Source organism: Gelidibacter sediminis, assembly GCF_004364975.1.
GTDB lineage: Bacteria > Bacteroidota > Bacteroidia > Flavobacteriales > Flavobacteriaceae > Gelidibacter > Gelidibacter sediminis.
In genome coordinates this window covers 1,245,202-1,263,982 of the sequence record NZ_SOBW01000008.1, presented here as the reverse complement: position 1 = coordinate 1,263,982, position 18,781 = coordinate 1,245,202, and the positions used below count along the sequence as shown (strand labels likewise).

The 18,781-nt window shown below is 35.5% G+C and carries 11 protein-coding genes and 1 tRNA gene; 9 read left to right on the top strand and 3 right to left on the bottom strand.

Translation table 11 applies throughout. The features are described 5' to 3' along the window. Positions 1–11: 11 nt before the first annotated feature. Positions 12–614, bottom strand: a complete 603-nt coding sequence (locus BXY82_RS12085) for a DUF2179 domain-containing protein (RefSeq protein ID WP_133758436.1) — start codon at positions 612–614, stop codon at positions 12–14. A 1,017-nt stretch (positions 615–1,631) separates the two neighbouring features. Here BXY82_RS12085 and BXY82_RS12080 point away from each other — a divergent pair. The 4 genes from BXY82_RS12080 to BXY82_RS12065 are packed head-to-tail and all read left to right on the top strand — an operon-like array spanning position 1,632 to position 7,484. Then, positions 1,632–1,829 (top strand): helix-turn-helix domain-containing protein, encoded by a 198-nt coding sequence (locus BXY82_RS12080; protein ID WP_133758435.1) that lies wholly within the window; start codon positions 1,632–1,634, stop codon positions 1,827–1,829. 5 nt (positions 1,830–1,834) lie between these two features. Continuing rightward, on the top strand, positions 1,835–3,793 hold the full coding sequence (locus BXY82_RS12075; protein WP_133758434.1) for a site-specific DNA-methyltransferase: 1,959 nt from the start codon (positions 1,835–1,837) through the stop codon (positions 3,791–3,793). Positions 3,794–3,795: 2 nt separating this feature from the next. Further along, positions 3,796–6,462, top strand: a complete 2,667-nt coding sequence (locus BXY82_RS12070; RefSeq protein ID WP_133758433.1) for a restriction endonuclease — start codon at positions 3,796–3,798, stop codon at positions 6,460–6,462. Positions 6,463–6,470: 8 nt separating this feature from the next. Further along, on the top strand, positions 6,471–7,484 hold the full coding sequence (locus BXY82_RS12065; RefSeq protein ID WP_133758664.1) for a virulence RhuM family protein: 1,014 nt from the start codon (positions 6,471–6,473) through the stop codon (positions 7,482–7,484). Between the two features lie 107 nt (positions 7,485–7,591). On the opposite strand, the gene BXY82_RS12060 is transcribed toward BXY82_RS12065, so the two are convergent. Both BXY82_RS12060 and BXY82_RS12055 read right to left on the bottom strand, forming a co-directional pair. Further along, positions 7,592–7,795, bottom strand: coding sequence for a hypothetical protein (locus tag BXY82_RS12060; protein WP_133758432.1), 204 nt, complete (start codon positions 7,793–7,795; stop codon positions 7,592–7,594). Between the two features lie 175 nt (positions 7,796–7,970). After that, positions 7,971–8,055: transfer RNA gene (locus BXY82_RS12055), tRNA-Ser, on the bottom strand. A 247-nt stretch (positions 8,056–8,302) separates the two neighbouring features. Here BXY82_RS12055 and BXY82_RS12050 point away from each other — a divergent pair. The 5 genes from BXY82_RS12050 (at position 8,303) to BXY82_RS12030 (ending at position 18,765) form a co-directional block, all read left to right on the top strand. Next, entirely contained in the window at positions 8,303–8,932 is a 630-nt protein-coding gene (locus BXY82_RS12050) for an NAD(P)H-dependent oxidoreductase (RefSeq protein WP_133758431.1), read from the top strand. A gap of 67 nt (positions 8,933–8,999) precedes the next feature. Beyond that, the gene (locus BXY82_RS12045; RefSeq protein WP_133758430.1) at positions 9,000–10,193 is read left to right on the top strand and encodes a DegT/DnrJ/EryC1/StrS family aminotransferase; all 1,194 of its coding nucleotides are present in this window, start codon (positions 9,000–9,002) and stop codon (positions 10,191–10,193) included. 611 nt (positions 10,194–10,804) lie between these two features. Continuing rightward, a complete protein-coding gene (locus BXY82_RS12040) occupies positions 10,805–14,671 on the top strand; it encodes a two-component regulator propeller domain-containing protein (protein ID WP_133758429.1) in 3,867 nt (1,288 codons plus the stop codon). 600 nt (positions 14,672–15,271) lie between these two features. Next, positions 15,272–15,712: a hypothetical protein gene (locus BXY82_RS12035; RefSeq protein ID WP_133758428.1), complete on the top strand. Its 441-nt coding sequence runs from the start codon at positions 15,272–15,274 to the stop codon at positions 15,710–15,712. Continuing rightward, positions 15,709–18,765 (top strand): vWA domain-containing protein, encoded by a 3,057-nt coding sequence (locus BXY82_RS12030; protein WP_133758427.1) that lies wholly within the window; start codon positions 15,709–15,711, stop codon positions 18,763–18,765. Before BXY82_RS12035 ends, BXY82_RS12030 begins: the two co-directional genes overlap by 4 nt. The last annotated feature ends 16 nt before the right edge of the window (positions 18,766–18,781 follow it).

Genomic DNA, 18,781 nt, shown 5'->3' with positions numbered 1-18,781 from the left:
TAGCTTAAATGCTATTTTCGTTTTAATTGTAACCCCCATAAGCCAATTTGCCTTGGACTATCATCAATAAGGTTGACTTCATTTACCATTTTTACACCTTCAATAGTGTAAAATGCACTTGGATGGTAAGTGTTAATAGCGTCCGTTAAATGTTTTAAATTTTCTCTTTTTAGAACCAGAAACACCACATTAACTTTTCCGTTTCTGCCCTCAGCATCCAAAATGGAATAACGATAATTGTTATAGTTTAGAAAGGTGGTAAATTCGTGCACTGGCTCCTTGGTGATTAATCTTAAAACCACACGGCCAATGGCTAATTTTTCTTCTATGTACATCCCTACAAATGTTCCTACAGCAAAACCACTTGCATAAGCAATGTAGGAGAACACATTGTCTATATTGCTAATAATCTGACCAATGGCCAAAAGCCATATTAGTGCTTCAAAAAAGCCTAAAATAGGTGCTAAATTTCTTTTCCCACTCATCACAAACAAGATTCTGATGGTAGAGATTGAGACATCGCAAATTCTCGCTAAAAATATTAATAGCGGTATGATAACGTAGTTTAAAATTTGCCCACTGACACCGAAATTCTCATAAAAAAACTGTTCCATAGTATCCGTACGATAATTAATTGTAACTCCAATTTTTTGAAAGTTGAATTTTTATCTGGCTACAAAGGTAATTAGAACTTTGGTGCAAATAATTAGTAGTTGATCAATTTTTTGTAGATATACCATATAGAATTCATAACTGTTCACGAATATAAAATATTGAAATTGTGAAAATTGCCCAACATTCAAAGAGGAGCAAAACGAGAATCAAAGCGTGTCAGGTGCTATGTAACAAAAGAAAAAAGACAAAAAGTGATGTTTAAAAGAGTGAAACTTCTTAATCAAGCAGTGGATAAAAAAATAGGGGATAACTTAGAGAGTTTGAGAACTTAGTTCTAAAAAATGAAATAATATTAGATAATTTAGCTGAACTAAAAATGTACTATTTTAATCAAAGTATTCAATCTTATAAACGTTATTCTCGGCATTAGGCATTTTGGAGGGTAATAACTTTATTGTGTTGGAATTTGATGTTTGGGATAAGCAAAAATCATAAAAATTAGTTATTTATGGGCGTCAGAGTTATGAGTGTATTTACCAAACTAGACTAAAGAATTTAGAAGTCGATAATTTCGCTCCTAAAAACTGTAACTACACCAATAAAATTGAATTAACCCTTTCTGCTGCGATAAATTAGTATCATCTTGACTGCCAATTGGAACAATTTTTACCATAAAGAAGATGTAAATTTTTAATCTGGTAAAGAATACGTATGGAATTTATACAATCAATCTAATGGAGAATTACTCAAATTAATTTTACCGAGAATAAAAAAGAAATACCTATTTAAATAAGCTAGCACGCATTACCACCCTAACATAGAAAATAGACTGTAGATTTAAAGAAGTAACGAAGATATTTGAGTGTGATAAACCAAATAAAAAATAGAAATTGAGAAACTGCTACTTGCGGCTTTTTTTATACCATATAACGAAATATCCTAAATTAAAAACATAACGTAAAACATTATAATTTTATACATAATAGTATATATTTATAACCTGATTTAATTACACGATGAACCGGATTAAAGTAGTACTTGAAGAAAGAGGTATAAAACAAGTTTGGCTTGCAGAACAGTTGGGTAAAAGCTTCAATACTGTAAATGGTTATGTTCAAAATAGAGCACAACCGAGCTTGGAGGTCTTATTTAAAATTGCAATAATTTTAAATGTTGAGCCAAAGGATTTATTAATTAAGATTAAAGAAAATTAAAATATATGGACGGTAAAAGCCTAACTCCACAAGAAATAAAATTACAAGAATTAAAAAATATTTTCCCTGAAGTGTTTGCCGAAGACAAAGTTGATTGGGAAAAACTCAAAGCCACTTTAGGGGAAGATATCAATTTCAGCAATGAACGCTACGTTTTGAATTGGGCGGGAAAAAGTGATGCTTTTAAAGTGTTACAATCCCCAACGACCAAAACCTTAATTCCTGTCAAGGATGAATCTGAAAACTTTGATGAGACCGAAAACATTTTCATTGAAGGCGAAAATCTCGAAGTGCTTAAAGTATTACAGAAAAGCTATTTTGGGAAGGTGAAAATGATTTACATAGACCCGCCATACAACACCGGTAACGATCATTTTATTTATCCCGATAAATTTTCTGAAACTAAAAAAGATTACGAAAAGCGTGTCGGTGATAAAGACGAAGAAGGCTATATGACCAAAGATGGAATGTTCAAAAAGAACAGCAAGGAAAATGGTCAATATCATAGTAATTGGATGAATATGATGTACCCACGCTTGTTTTTAGCAAAAAATCTTTTAAAACAGGATGGTGTGATTTTTATATCTATTGATGATAATGAAGTGCACAATCTAATAATGATGATGAATGAAGTTTTTGGAGAAGAAAATTTTATAGCTTCAATTGCGGTTCAATTAAATCCCAGAGGTAGAAACTTAGATAAATTCATTGCGAAGACTCATGAGTATATTGTCGTTTATGCAAAAAATGCAGATGAAGAGAGCACGATGATTGGTTTAGAAAAAGAGGGGAAGATGATTTCAGATTACAATAGGGATGATAACGACGGTAAAGGAGCATATCGTCTTATAGGATTAAGAAACAGAAATCAAGCATTTAATCCTGTTACCAGACCTAAGCTTTATTATCCATTATATGCAAATCCAAAAACTAATAAAGTTTCATTAGAAAGAGATGAGGATTATTCTATTGAGCTTTGGCCAGATACTGCTGAAGGTACAAAAACTTGTTGGACATGGGGCAAAATAAAAGTAAATGCAGAAAATGATTTATTACTGGCAGAACCTATGGGAGATGGGTGGAGAATATTCAGAAAAGATTATTTATTAGACGAAAATGGAGAGAAAGCCAGAACACTCCCAAAATCTATATGGGTTGATAAAAATATTAATAATGATTATGGAAAAAAAAGCATAAAAGAGCTTTTTGGTGCGAATGTTATGAGCTTCCCAAAATCACCTCATTTGATCAAAAAGTGTATGCAGTTTAGTACAGATGATAATTCAATTATAATGGATTTCTTTTCTGGCTCAGGTACACTTGCAGAATCTGTTTACGAATTAAATAATGAGGATGGAGGTAAGAGAAAATACATTTGTGTTCAATTACCTGAGAAATTGGAGGAAGGATCTAAAGCCTTTGAATCTGGATTCAAGACTATTGCGGACGTCGCCAAAAGTCGTATTCGAAAAGTAGGGGAAAAAATTAGTGAAGCATTAGATCGAGAAAAAGATAAATTGAAATCCGAAATACCTTTTGAAGATATATCTCTAAAATCTAAACCTGACTTAGGGTTCAAAATATTAAAACTTTCAGACAGCAACTTTAAACAATGGCAACAAATTCAAAACAAAGATGTCCAAGCTTTGGAGGATCAAATGAAACTATTCGTTGATCCAGTTGCAGAAAATGCCACCATAGAAAACATGGTGTATGAGCTGATGCTTAAAAGTGGTAAAGACTTAAACAGTAAAATCGTTCACAAGAACGGATTTTATATCATAAATGAAAATGAGCTTATCTTACTTTTAGAAAAAGTCGATCAGAAAATTATAGATAATATTATTGTGTGCAAACCTAATAAAGTGGTGGCACTTGATAAATTGTTCAAAGACAACGATCAATTAAAAACCAATACCGTTTTGCAGATGAAAGATGCAGGAATCGAATTTAAAACAATTTAATTATGAAGTTGACTTTTGAATCTGATTTACAATTTCAGCAAGATGCCATTAAATCCATTACAGACCTCTTTGAAGGACAACCGTTGGAAGATGCGGTACAGGAATTTGACCTAACGGAAAGTGGCGCTTTAAGCCTTATCAATGGCGTAGGGAATAACCTCGTTATTTCCCAAGAGCAAATTCTGTCTAACTTACAAAGCATTCAGGAAACCAACGATATTAAAAAATCAACGGAATTGGATGGGATGAATTTTTCTGTAGAAATGGAAACAGGAACAGGAAAAACGTATGTTTATTTAAGAACCATTTACGAGCTGAACACACTTTATAATTTCAAAAAATTTGTAATTGTAGTACCATCCGTAGCCATTCGGGAAGGTGTTTTAAAAAATCTTGAAATCACGACCGAGCATTTTCAAAATCTTTATGATAATGTGCCTGTTAATTTTCAAGTCTATGATAGTTCTAAAGTTTCGGCATTGCGCAGTTTTGCCTCCAATAATACTATTGAAATCCTGGTTATAAATATAGATTCGTTTGCCAAGGATCAAAATATTATCAACCAACCCCATTACAAGGCGAATGGTCGAAAACCCATTGAATTTATTCAATCCACAAACCCATTTGTGATTATTGACGAACCACAAAATATGGAAACTGATAAACGTACATCTGCCATTAAAAATTTGAATGCTATATGTACGCTTCGTTATTCTGCAACCCATCGAAACCAATACAATCTTACTTATAGTCTAAATCCTGTTAAAGCTTATGATTTAGGCTTGGTTAAGCAAATTGAAGTAGATAGTATCATTGAAGAAAATGCGTTTAATGACGCCTTTGTATCGGTTGATTCAATTACTGCCACTAAAACCAAAGTCACAGCTAAAGTTTTTATTAACGTAAATGACAAGGGCGGAGTGAAAAAGAAGAAAGTTACGGTTTCAGTTGGGAAGGATTTGTATGACCTTTCCAATGAACGTGAAATTTATGCTGATGGTTATTTAGTGGAAGAAATTGATGCTGCCAATGGCTGTATATCCTTATCCAACCGTAGTATTTTATATAAAGGCGATAGCCAAGGCGGATTAACCGATGAAGTGATGAAATTCCAAATTCGTAAAACCATTGAAGAACATTTAAAAAAACAAATGCGACTTAATAAATTAGGGATTAAGGTTTTGTCTTTGTTTTTTATTGATAAAGTAGCCAATTATCGAAGTTATGATGCTGATGGTAATCCGGTAAAAGGAAAATATGCCAGATGGTTTGAAGAAATCTATGATGAGTATATTGCAAAATCTATCTTTCAAGGCTTAAATCCATTTCCAGTGGGTGATGTACACAACGGATATTTCTCACAGGATAAAAAAGGAAAGGTGAAGGATACTTCAGGAGAGACCAAAGCAGATGATGACACGTATAGTTTAATTATGAAGGATAAAGAGAAATTGCTTAACCTCGAAAATCCTTTGCAATTTATATTTTCACATTCCGCCCTGCGTGAAGGTTGGGATAACCCGAATGTGTTTCAAATCTGTACATTGAACGAAACCAAATCCGATATAAAGAAACGTCAAGAGATTGGTAGAGGCTTACGTTTGGCTGTTCGTAAGGATTCCAACAACAAATATGTTAGAACATATGATCAAAATATTAACAGACTCACTGTAATCGCAAACGAGTCTTATGATGATTTTGCCAAAACTTTACAAAAAGAAATTGAAGATGAATGTGGTGTAACCTTTAAAGACAGAATAAAAAACAAACGAGCACGAACGCCCATTAAGTACCGAAAAGGCTTTGATGCTGACCCTAAATTTCTTGAAATATGGGAGAATCTCAAAAAGAAAACGACGTATCGTGTAGATTACAAAACTTCTGATTTGATTACCCTGGCATCAAAATCAATTAAAGATTTACCTGAAATCAAAGCACCTTCGGTACGTTCTACAAAAGTTAAAATTCATATGACTGACGAAGGACTTGAAACGAGTTATGCAGGAGATAAAGTTGAAACTTATGACAGTTACACGTGGCCAATACCTGATGTATTGGGTTATATCCAAAATAAAACGGAATTGACACGTTCCACCTTGCAAGCGATATTAAGTGAATCTGGCAGAATACCTGAAATTCTCATAAATCCGCAGTTGTTTTTAGACCTTGCCTCACAAGCTATAAAGAGAACTTTGTATGATTTGATGATTGACGGCATTAAATATGAAAAGATTGGGGGTTCAGAATATGAAATGGCTTTGTTTGAAGCGCAGGAATTGGAAGTCTATCTCAATGACTTTACATTCAACGTGAGCGATTCATCAAAAACTATATATGAAGAATTTATTCCTTTAGATTCAGGTGTAGAGAGCAAATTTGCCGAAGATTGCGAAACGAGCGACCAGATTCAATTCTATTTTAAACTGCCGACCTGGTTTAAAATTCCAACACCCATCGGAACCTATAATCCTGATTGGGCGGTAGTATTTAAAGATGATAAAAAAATCTATTTCGTAGCGGAAACAAAAGACACAGGAACACCCGAAGTCGATTTGCATAAATTAAGTTCCGACGAGCAACTGAAAATTAAATGTGGGATAGCACATTTTAATGAGTTTGATGCTTTGGAGTATAAGGTGGTTAATAAGGTAGGGCAATTGATAAATTAGAAATTATGATGAACAGTAACATTCTTTTATATCAAAATCAAGACGGTAACATCAAAATAGATGTTCGTTTGGACGAAGAAACTGTTTGGCTTACTCAAGCTCAAATGCAGGAGCTTTTTCAAAAATCAAAAGCTACGATAAGCGAGCATATAAAAAATGTTTTTGAAGAAGGGGAATTAAATAAGGAAGTGGCTGTTCGGGAATTCCGAACAACCACTTCGCACGGTGCTATAGCTGGAAAAACCCAGGAATCCAAGGTTAATCTATACAATTTGGATGTCGTTATTTCCGTGGGTTATCGTGTAAAATCGGTGCAAGGCACACAATTCCGTATATGGGCTACCCAACGCTTAAAAGAGTACATTATCAAAGGCTTTGCGCTTAATGATGACCGCTTTAAGTCTGGCACTTCAATGAACTATTTTAATGAACTGCAAGACCGCATTCGTGAGATACGCTTATCGGATAAATTCTTTTATCAAAAAATAAAAGACATCTACACCACAAGCATTGATTATGATCCTAAAGACGAAAGAACCATTAATTTTTTCAAAGTCGTTCAAAACAAACTCCTTTGGGCAATTAGTCAGCAGACTGCTGCTGAATTGGTTTTTAGACGAGTAGATGCCTCATTGCCATTGATGGGAATGCTGTCTTATGATAAAAAGGAAAAGGCAACTATAAAAAAATCAGAAGTAAGTATTGCGAAGAACTATTTGGACGAGGACGAGATAAAACTTTTGGGACTTTTGGTTGAACAATATTTAGCATTTGCCGAAACTATGGCACAACAGCAGACCCCAATGTATATGAAAGATTGGGCGAATAGATTGGATAGTATTTTACAACTTAACGGTAGAGAGCTTTTAACCCACGCAGGAAAAATAAGTCATAAGAAAGCTCTGGAAAAATCGGGTGTGGAATATGAGAAATTTAAGCAACAGCAAAAGACCATTGAGAAGGAAGCCAGTTTAAAAGAATTGGAGGAAGACATTAAAAGGTTTAAGAAGCCTAAAAAATGAAATTTAATCGTGGATTATCAATCTCAATAATTAATCACGCAATTTCAAATACTCAATAACCGATTTTTATAAACTTGCCTTTTGCCAGATTCGTTTATTATAGCTACTCATATATTCCAAGGACCACAAGTTAAACTGTACTTTTTTCCTTTTATAAGATATTTGCTTTTACTACCACCAATGTAGGTTATAAAATCACCTTTTTTAGCCTTTAAAAGTTCAACTCGACTATTGGTATATTGAAGTTCTAATTGCTGATGATATTCATCAATTATTCTTTTTGCTTCTAAATATTGCTCTTCGGTTATCATTTGCGCTAAGATTAATGGAGAGGTTAATTCCTAATACCCATATTTATTGGTATCAAGTTAAGTTTTATAAGAGAGAAAAACTAAAACTTAGAAAATTAAAAACCACACAAACAACACCCAATTCAACACCTAAAAAAACAAAGCCCCGTAAACATTGAGTTTACGGGGCTTTTCGCGGAGAAAGAGGGATTCGAACCCCCGGAGGTGTGACCCTCAACAGTTTTCAAGACTGCCGCATTCGACCGCTCTGCCATTTCTCCAGTGTCTCTTGCGTTTGCCTTTCAGAGTTTCTTAATGCGATGTACACATTAATATCTCAGTGGCTTGCCCGATTAAACATATTCTGTTTGCTTAGGCGGGTGCAAATATAGAACCCTTTTTTAATTCTTTCAAATAAAATCACAATTTTTTAATCAATTAAATTTGGCAATAGAATTTAATGATCGAAATGCTTTATAATTGTAAAGTACATCCCTTATTTTTGCCAAACTATAGAAATGAATGCCCATGGATATTATAGAAAGTTTACAGTGGCGTTATGCGACTAAAAAGTTTGACCCTACACAACATCTCTCTAGTGAGAAGTTGCACACACTTAAACAGGCGTTTAATTTAACTGCTACGTCTTTTGGTTTGCAAACCATCTCAATGCTTATTGTTGAAGATACATCCTTACGGGATCAATTATTGCCAGCGGCCTATAATCAGGGACAGATTATAGAGGCTTCCCACTTATTAGTGCTATGTATAAAAGATCATATCAACCCCACAGATGTGGATGAATTGTTTGACAATGTGAGTGAGTTAAGGAATACGCCTGAAACCATCTTAGAGCCCTATAGAAATGATCTTAAAGTGATGATGAAGAGTATGACCCAGGAGGAGCAACAACAATGGTCTATAAAACAGGCCTATATTGCCTTAGGTAATTTGATGACTGTGTGTGCTGTAGAGCGTATAGATTCCTGTCCTATGGAAGGGTTTGATCGGGCGCAATTTGATGCTGTCTTAAAGTTGAAACAGAAAGAATTAAAATCTGTGCTATTACTACCGGTAGGCTATAGAGCAGAGGATGACATGTTTTCAAGCTTTAAAAAAGTACGCAAAAACCTTAATGATGCCGTATTGGTTATATAGGCGGCGATGTGATTGTAGCCATTGCTTAACTATGTTATATTTATACGAATTTTAATTTTTAATTGCTATGCCAGGATTTGAATTATTTGGAAGTGCCGAACGTAAAGAGGTAGAAGATGTTCTAGAGAGTGGTGTGTTAATGCGTTACGGATTTGACGGCATGCGTAATGGACATTGGAAGGCCAAAGCACTGGAAGCTGAACTCCAGTCCGCGCTAAACACTCAATATGTGCAATTGGTGTCTAGTGGTACGGCAGCAGTTTCTGTGGCGCTTGCAGCCGCAGGAATAGGGGCAGGAGACGAGGTAATTATGCCCACTTTCACGTTCGTGGCGAGTTTTGAGGCTATTATAATGGTGGGAGCCATACCGGTGTTGGTTGATATTGATGATACCTTGGCTCTTGACCCATCGGCGGTTAAAAAGGCCATTTCATCAAAGACCAAGGCTATTATGGTGGTTCAGATGTGCGGTAGCATGGGCCATATGGACGCTTTGCAGGAAATTTGTTCGGCATATGATTTAGTGCTTATTGAAGATGCGTGTCAAGCCATTGGCGGGACTTATAAGGAAAAAGCACTAGGTACGATTGGTCATTTAGGTTGTTTTTCATTTGATTTTGTAAAAACCATTACCAGTGGTGAAGGCGGGGCGGTGGTTACAAATAATAAAGAGTTTTATGTGAATGCCGATCAATATTCTGACCATGGGCATGATCATGTAGGAAATGACAGGGGAGCCGAGAGCCATCCGATCTTGGGTTATAACTTCAGGATTTCAGAGCTGCATGCTGCGATAGGTTTGGCACAAATAAGACGCTTACCCGACTTTTTGGCCATTCAAAAGAAAAATTATACAATGCTTAGGGATGCCCTTTCTAAAATTCCTGAAGTTACTTTTAGAACCGTTCCAAATGGCGGTGAGGAAAGTTATGCAATTTTGAATTTCTTCCTTCCTGATTTGGAAACTTCACGTAGCGTTTCTAAGAATTTAAAAGAAGGTGGTATTGATGGTTGTTTTCATTATTTTGATAATAATTGGCATTACGTTCGCAAGTGGGATCACCTAAAAAATGTCAAAAGTTTGTACCCAGTTTCGAAAGAAATAAAGGAGGGTTTAGCGTATCTTGAAACCAAAACTTTTGATCAGTCTGATCATTATATTGGTCGAAACATTTCGTGCCTCATTAAACTGTCTTGGACTGAAGCGGAGGTGCAAGCACGGGCTCATAAAATGGCAACCATAATTAAATCTTCAATTTAAGTAATGTTATGTAATGTATTGATGGTAAATTTATTGTGTAATTAAAAATTATATAAATTTAGTGTAGATTTGCCGCTAAAATTTTGACCTTTATTCATAAGTTAAAATTATAACACAGCCATTAGATACCACAAGTATCAGTTAGTAGAATCCAATGAAAATTGATAAGACTAACTTCAATTTAGTTTCTAAATTATCATCGTAAAGAGGTCTTCATAACTACTATTTCTACAAAAGCTTCCTACGATGTACTGACTTTATGCCTCGTAATGTAGTGTTAAATTTTAAAGGTGATTTTAAACATAGAGGTAATTCATGTAAATGCAAATACATGTCCATATGCACAGTCTCAAGAGTGCAATTTTTTCTGTATTTAACGCTGTTATTTGGTCTAAAAGTTCCTCTAGCGTTTTAATGTCATAGTTCTAATTGATGCTAAGTTGGGTTGCATAATATGGGGTACAAGTGCGCCGAGTTCTTGTAATTGCATAGGGGCATTAATTAAATCATAACTCGTGTCATTTCAAAATCTTTAGTATATTTAGGTAACAACCTGAATATCTATGCGTTACTTTATTAAATCGGGCTTCCTGTTTTTCATACCCTTCGTGATGTTCGCACAACAACATGTAGATGTAGGCTACGAAAACACCTCGGTTTCCAAGCAAATTTCATTCAGGGAATTAACCGTAGCACAAGGACTTTCGCAAAACAGCGTGGTGAGTATCGTTCAAGATTCTTTAGGGTATATGTGGTTTGCTACCCAAGATGGCTTGAACAAATATAACGGCAGATCCTTTACAATTTACAATAAGCAATTTGAAGATGTAACTCGCCCCACGTTCAGTAGGTTGGGAAAAACCTACATTGACGCTGACGCCAATTTATGGATCATTAGTCTTAAAAATGGTCTGGAAAAATTTAATGATTCTCTACAAACTTTTCAATCTTTTCAAACCATTACATCGCCTAGTTGTATCATTCAGGACCAACAAGGCAATTATTTGGTGGGCAGTTATACTGATGGCTTATATCAAATTAATTTGCAACAGAATAGGATAGCGAAGGTTTTTGAGGATATCATTAAAAACACCGCTATATATGACTTTCTCAACACAGGTAATCAACTTTATTTAGCCACGGCAAATCATATCTTTACATTGGAGAACCAGCAGCTCCATAAAATTACGGTAGATGATAATGGGCTAAATTTTAGTGCCTTGGCGAATTCCAAGGATGACACTATTTGGTGTGGTACCTATGGCAACGGACTGTACTATAAAGCACCTAAGGCAACATCATTTAAAAAGTTTGATCATCAAAAATTGCCTTCAATTTTAAATATTCAGGATATCCTGATTGATAAAAATAATAAACTTTGGGTCGCCACGTATGGCGATGGTGTGTATTTGATAGATATAGATTTGAATGAGGTACAACATTTTATAGCCAATAAAAACGATCCATATGCTTTGCACTACGACGATGTGTTGTGTTTGTACGAAGATTTTACAGGAACCATTTGGTTGGGTACTGACGGGGCTGGTCTGAGCTATTATGATGAGCATTTAAAGAAGTTTAACCTCATAACCAATGCTCAGACTCCAATTGATGTACACGTAGATGTAGTGCGCTCTATTACTCTTGAATCAGATCAAACACTATGGTTGGGGACATCAGGTAAAGGGTTGACTGCCATTAATTTTAATAATGACAGCTATAAAACCTATACCCAAAAGAACTCTGAATTGAAAAGCGACCGAATAATGAGTTTGTTTTCAGATGATGATTACTTGTGGATAGGCCATCAAGGCCGTGGCTTACAGTTGATGGATAGGTGGGGTAATATGAGAAATTTTAAGCCCCTAGACCAACATACCATTTGGAAAATATACCAGCATTCCCAAACACAAAATTGGCTATGCACCAGAGAACATGGACTGCTGCTTTTTGATCTTGGTCGTGGTGTAGTAAAATCGTATCATAAAGATAATTCGGCATTGACCAGCAACAATATAAGAACAATAGAAAAAGGCCAGAATACAGAGTATTGGATAGGAACTGAAAATGACGGTTTATTTCTGTTGGATACTGAAACAGATAGTATACAAAAAATTGAGCCAATTTCCAGTGCCATCAAATCGCTATATTTTGACGGCCAAGTCATCTGGATTGGCACTAATGGCGATGGTTTGAAGTCATATAACTCTAATAATAAAATGGTCAACACCTATAACACCTCTAACGGCTTGCCCAATATGGTGATATATGGCATTTTACCAGGAGATGCTAATAGTTTATGGCTCAGTTCTAACAAAGGCATATTTGAGTTCAAATTAATTAATGGCGAAGCTGTAGTTGAAGTTTATGGTAACTATAGCGGACTGCAAGCCTTTGAATTTAATACCGGGGCCTATTATAAAGCGTCTGATGGGACGCTATATTTTGGTGGTTTGGATGGAGTCAATTGGTTTATGCCATCAGACATTACCAGAAATAGGATTGTACCCAGAACCGTCATTTCAAAATTAGAAATCTTTAATAAAGAGAAACCTATAGAGCAACAGGCAAGATTTAGCCATACCCAGAACACCTTAACTTTTACCTTCTCTGGATTACATTTTTCGCAACCGGATCGGAATCAGTATAAATACCAATTGGTCAATCACGATTCAACTTGGGTAAGCTCAGGAAATACTAACACGGCACATTACACCAATTTACCTCCCAATGATTATGTGTTTAAGGTAATTTCTAGCAATTATGATGGTGTGTGGAACCCCGTGCCGGCCACCTATTCATTTTCTATTTTAAGGCCTTGGTATCTTACCAATTTAGCAAAAGCAATATATCTTATTCTTATAATTGCTACTATATACATCATTTACGTTTATTTTAAATGGCGTTGGCATATGCAAACACAGCTCCAGCTCGAGCATGCTGAAACAGAGCGTCTAAAAAAGTTAGATGAGTTTAAGACCAAACTCTATACAAATATTTCACATGAATTTAGAACACCATTAACCCTCATTTCTGGCCCTATTGAACATCAATTGGCAAAAAAAAATCTGCAACCTGATGATGCGCATGAGCTTAATTTGGTAAAACAAAATGCCAATAGGCTACTAAAACTCGTTAATCAGATGCTCGATTTATCCTTAATTGATTCGGGCCAACTAAGGCTTGAGGTCTCTAAAAACAATTTAAATATTTTATTAAAGCAAATTATAGCGGCGTTTCAATATCAAGCGGAAAAAAGAAAAATAACGATTACTCAAAATATCAATAACTTGACATCTGCATGGTACGATACAGATATTGTAGAAAAAATCACTTCTAACCTGTTGACGAATGCCATAAAATATGCACCAAAGGGCAGCACTATTTTAGTCGATGCCAACGAGCATCACCAACAAATGGTACTATCGATAATTAATACCAATAAAGATATTTCTAAGAAAGATATTGGTCAATTATTTCAAAGATTTTATCAAGACGACCAAGCTTCAGAAGGGGTTGGGGTTGGTCTGGCACTGGTAAAGGAATTGGTGGAGCTTGCCAAGGGTCGGATTATTGTAAATACAATTGCTGCTGACAAAATTCAATTTACAGTATCGTTGCCAATTCACGAATCAGCTTTTGCAGCTCAGGATATAAAAGTGTCAGATATTGAGATGGAGTCAAAAATTAACCACCACCAAACCCTAGCGCCATCTGACAGAGCGCTGTTGTTAATTGTAGAAGATGAAGATGATATTCGGAAATTTATCAGTTCTATATTTAAAGACGATTATCGAATTATTGAGGCCAATAACGGAAAGAGTGGTGTTGCCTTGGCCTTGGCACACAGCCCAGACTTAATTATTAGTGATGTGATGATGCCTGTACAAGATGGGATTGCATTAAGTAACTTTTTAAAACATAATGAACTTACAAGTCATATTCCCATAATCCTATTAACGGCCAAGGTGGGAGCTGATAATGAAATTTCAGGATTAACCACGGGAGTGGACGCTTATATTACCAAGCCGTTTAATAGTAAATTACTGAAATTAAGAGTAGAAAAGCTAATTGAAGGAAGAAATCAATTGCAACACCATTTTAGTAAAGATTTTAATATTGACCCAGAACTGGGTAGTACCTCTACAGAAACTGAATTCTTAACGCGTTTAAAAACGGTCTTGGATAAGGAGATCACGAATCCGGAATTCACTATTGTATTGTTTGCAAAGCGCATGCACATGAGTAGATCGCAATTACATAGAAAACTAAAGGCGATTTTTAAGATGAGTGCAACAGAATTTTTACGTGTGCAACGTGTCAAATTAGCTTTGCCCTTACTAAAAGCTTCTGACGCCACTATCTCAGAAATTGCTTATCAAATTGGTTTTAATACACCTTCTTACTTCATCAAGTGTTTCAAGAAAGTTTATGGTCGGACTCCACAAGATTATCAGTCTGCATCAACTAAACTATAGTAGCATATAGGGCATTAAACTACTGTAAAACTAAAGAAAATCTTATGGTATTAGTAGTGGGCATTCTATTAAAAAATGATTCCTTATTTAGGGTTTGGTACATATGTTCTATGTTTTGAAACATATGTTCTATAGCTAAGCTCGTATCAGTGATACCTTTACATTATCTAAAAGTTAATAGCAGAGATGATGGCGAATCCCACCGACAATTCTGGAGACAAAAGATTATATCTCAGTATCGACCATCTCAAAAAAGGAACCTATATACTCAGCATATTATTGAATAATCATGTTGTAAAAACGATAGAGATTAAAAAAGAAACTTAAAGATGCTATTAATCAGTTGATAAAGGGGAACGCGACTTGTAAAATGTGGAGTTTGTAGCGTTCCCTTTTTCTTAATTTTCACTGGTCAGTTTCAGATCATTTCAGGTTTTTAAAGCCCCGTAACCTTGTACGTATAAAGTCAACTGTAATAATGGGTTGTACTGCTTAGGTAGTCGATTCTAATAATTGTATAAACCATAAATTATGAAGTCTATTATCCATTTTTTTCTAATTACACTTTTATGCTGTTGTCAGGATTCAAATCAAAAAAACTTGGTACATCTAAAGGCTTCAGCAGATAAGCAGGCGGTAGTCGTTCAAATGGAAGGAAAAGTTCTTGGAATTTCAAAAACTGGACTTGAACCAGGACTTGTCACTATGGCAAATGACAGTATTCAATATAAACTTTGGCAGGATGGAAATCCGTTACAATTGCATTTCAATCTGTTCAACACCAGTGTTTTAGGTCAGGGTAGTGCATCATATAGCATCCCTGATGTCAATGCAAAAAATGTAAAGGTGGACCTTAATTTTTTTGACGCCGACAGAAACGTTAAAAGTTTAAACAAACGTATCATTTTTAGAAAAGGTACCATTAGCATCACACAATTGAGTGACAGCCAATTGCGTATGACCTTTGATGGCGAAGGTAGTGGCATAATGGAATATGGTAAAAATTTTCCGATTTCCGGAGAAGTAAATATTCAATATTGAGAACAAATCCAGAACATATTGCACAATATACTTGTAATAGACGTGATTTTATAACAAAAATCGCATTAGGGTCGATAGCATTATCATTGCCAGCAGCAGCTTTAAGTTGTGCTAGCGACCCTGAATTTGAAGGTGCCGGAAAAGTGCCTTATAAAGTATGGGAAGAGCTGTTGCATTATTTAAAAACAAGCCCCGATCATTTGCAAGGTCAGATGGAGGTTCTTATACTAGAGGCTGACCCAGAAAAGATGTTTGATTTTGTAAAAAATCAACTGCTATTAATTCCCACAGAAATAAGTAAAATAGGTAAGAGCAATGCTTTAAAATGGGGATGGAAATATGCCTTACGGAGTGGAATGGCCACGGTTCAAGAAAAAGCTGAATTGCTGACCTACATGTATCAAAAAGCAGGATTTAATGCAAGGATAGTACATGAACATACTAAGATTAAACCTGAAGAAACAATCAAGTTTTTTTTACGCGATATTAATAGACCATTTGAACCTAAAATTTCTGAAAAACAAATGAATAGGTGGGCTGATGAATTGGGCTACTCAGGTTACACGGAATTTAATGGTAAGGGGGTGGATAACGATAGCAATTTGGCCCATCAATTAGGTGAAAAAATTTGGAACGATTTAAACTTGCCGTCCAATTATAATTACAGAACATTTGATTTTAGATGGGATAATACTTCAACCCCAACAGTAGAATTGAAGCATGAAGGTAAAATATTTTATGCTCATCTATGTGATCCGGATGTCCCATTTGGAAGTTTAAGAGATAAAAATAATACCATTACAGCGGCAAAGAAACCAATTGAAAATCTTGATAAAGTACAAATTGTACTTACTTATAGAGATTCAATTACTCCTGAAAATGAACAAGTACTTATTGACCATGAATGGTTAGCGAAGGATTTAGTAGGGAGACAGTTAAATATCATGTTTTTGGATAATTTGATTCCAGAAGTCAGACGCGTTACACCAATACAAAGTATTCGAACATTCACACCTGCTTTTGCTTTGCAAGCTATTGGTGAAGATGCAACGTATATGGAATCGCATTCTAAGCTGGTAGATCCTATTACCTTGGGGGGCAGACGCATTACACTTCCTAAAGGAAACTTGTCAGCAAAAATTAATGGTGTTGCCATTAAAGCTAAAACTGATAAAAATTTACAAAGTCGCATTAAATATCTAGATGCCGTAGCAAAACCTGTGGGGTATCCAAAGGTTAAATTATCAGTTTCTCCAAGAGATGAACAAGGTGAAATTGTGGAAGGGCTTTCCGCTAAGGATTTTTTAATTACCGATGGTGGCCAACCAGTGAGTGCGCTCTTAGAAAGTAATCAAAAGATACCTAGAATATTAATTCTGTCAGATGCTTCAATGAGCATGCCAGCTGAGTATAGAGGTGATCAGATGGATGCTTTTGTGACTAACTTGCAAGATAGGATTAAGGTAAATTATCCAGATGCAATTATTACACACTGGATAACCCCTTCGTCACTATATACTTGGTTGTTAAAAGCATCAAATACTGATGCAGATTTAGTGATTTTTGCGACAGACGGACATAACGATGACAACTATCATCCAAATAATGAAGCTAGCTATAAAAATGGACCTCCAGCAATAATTCTGAATGTGATTGCCACAGAAAATAAGAGTGTGGTCAATACATTTAATCATATGGCTACCATTACTGATGGGATGCATATACTTGCCAATGATCCTAAAAAGACCATTGAGGCTATCATTTCCTATTTAGAAAAAATCGAAATACACCCTTATACTTTTAGTTATTTTTCAACAGCTAAAACTGAACAAAGACATGTTACCATAGCTATTGATAATAATCGCCTTAACGCGAGTTGTAACTATCAATTTTCCAACATGGCTCAGTTAGGTCCAAGGATTATTGGTGTTTATCTAAAACTTAAATACGCAAATCAGCCTACTGTCAAACGTGTACTGGCAGGATGGGAAAATGATATTCATCGAAAGGGCGATATTACTGATGCTTTGGCAAAAGAGGTTAACGATTTTATGTTGGGTAGCACCCAGCTTTATTTTGAAGGGAATGGACCAACTTATGCTGCTGCTGTCACAGATTTGCTAAACTATAAGTTGAGCACACGAGATTGGGGTGAATTATTTATAGATAATAAACCAATAGAAGCCAGAGAAGTTTATGAGAAGGGACAACTCTCTATTTCTGGTTCTGTTTTAAATCTCATCGGCCCTCTATATGATATAGCATCTCAAAAATCTTTGACTTATGCAAATGGTTTGAAAATTGGGATGCAAACTCTAAAACCTGGTTTTATCACCTCAAAAGCCATGTCTCAATTCGATTACTTTCCGACATCACAATATACCACCATTGGAACCAGCCCTTTAGCAGCATTTAAAACAACGATGTATAAGACGTCGCAACTTGCCATCAGAGAATATGAGCTATTTGAAGATAGTACATTTAAACAATTGGCGGATAAATCATGGATTAATCTTTCAGATGCTCGTGAATCCAAATGGTTGGATAGTATTAATAAAGATGATCTTCTGTATTGGAGAGAGCGGATATACAGAAATTCAAAATACAAAATCTTCGATTCTAGCGCAAGCTCAAAAGCCTTTTGGAATATAGATGGGAAAACTGGAGAAGTATATGGTATGCTACCCAATGGAAGTGGAGGCGGAAGCAGCGAGCTGCCATATGACACCTCAGGTGCTGAACCTTATTTAGAGGCATTGGGTGCACTTATGAAAGTATTGGGCCGTCTCAAGGCATTGCATCCAATTGGCTCTCATGCCCTGGCTATTGTTGCAATATACGGTATTACATTAGTTAAGCTCTATGCCATTGTTTCTGAAACTATTTTATTGATGGATGCATCTGGAATGGACGCTAAAATTAGGACTCAACTCAAGCAATTTGCATGTGAGGTAGCTGTAGAAACAGTTGGTTTTAAAAGTAATAAAATAGCTTGGGGTCTTAATAAAATAATTGGAGACATTGACATGGAAGCTATGGGATGCAATGGGTAAAGAATGAATAATAACA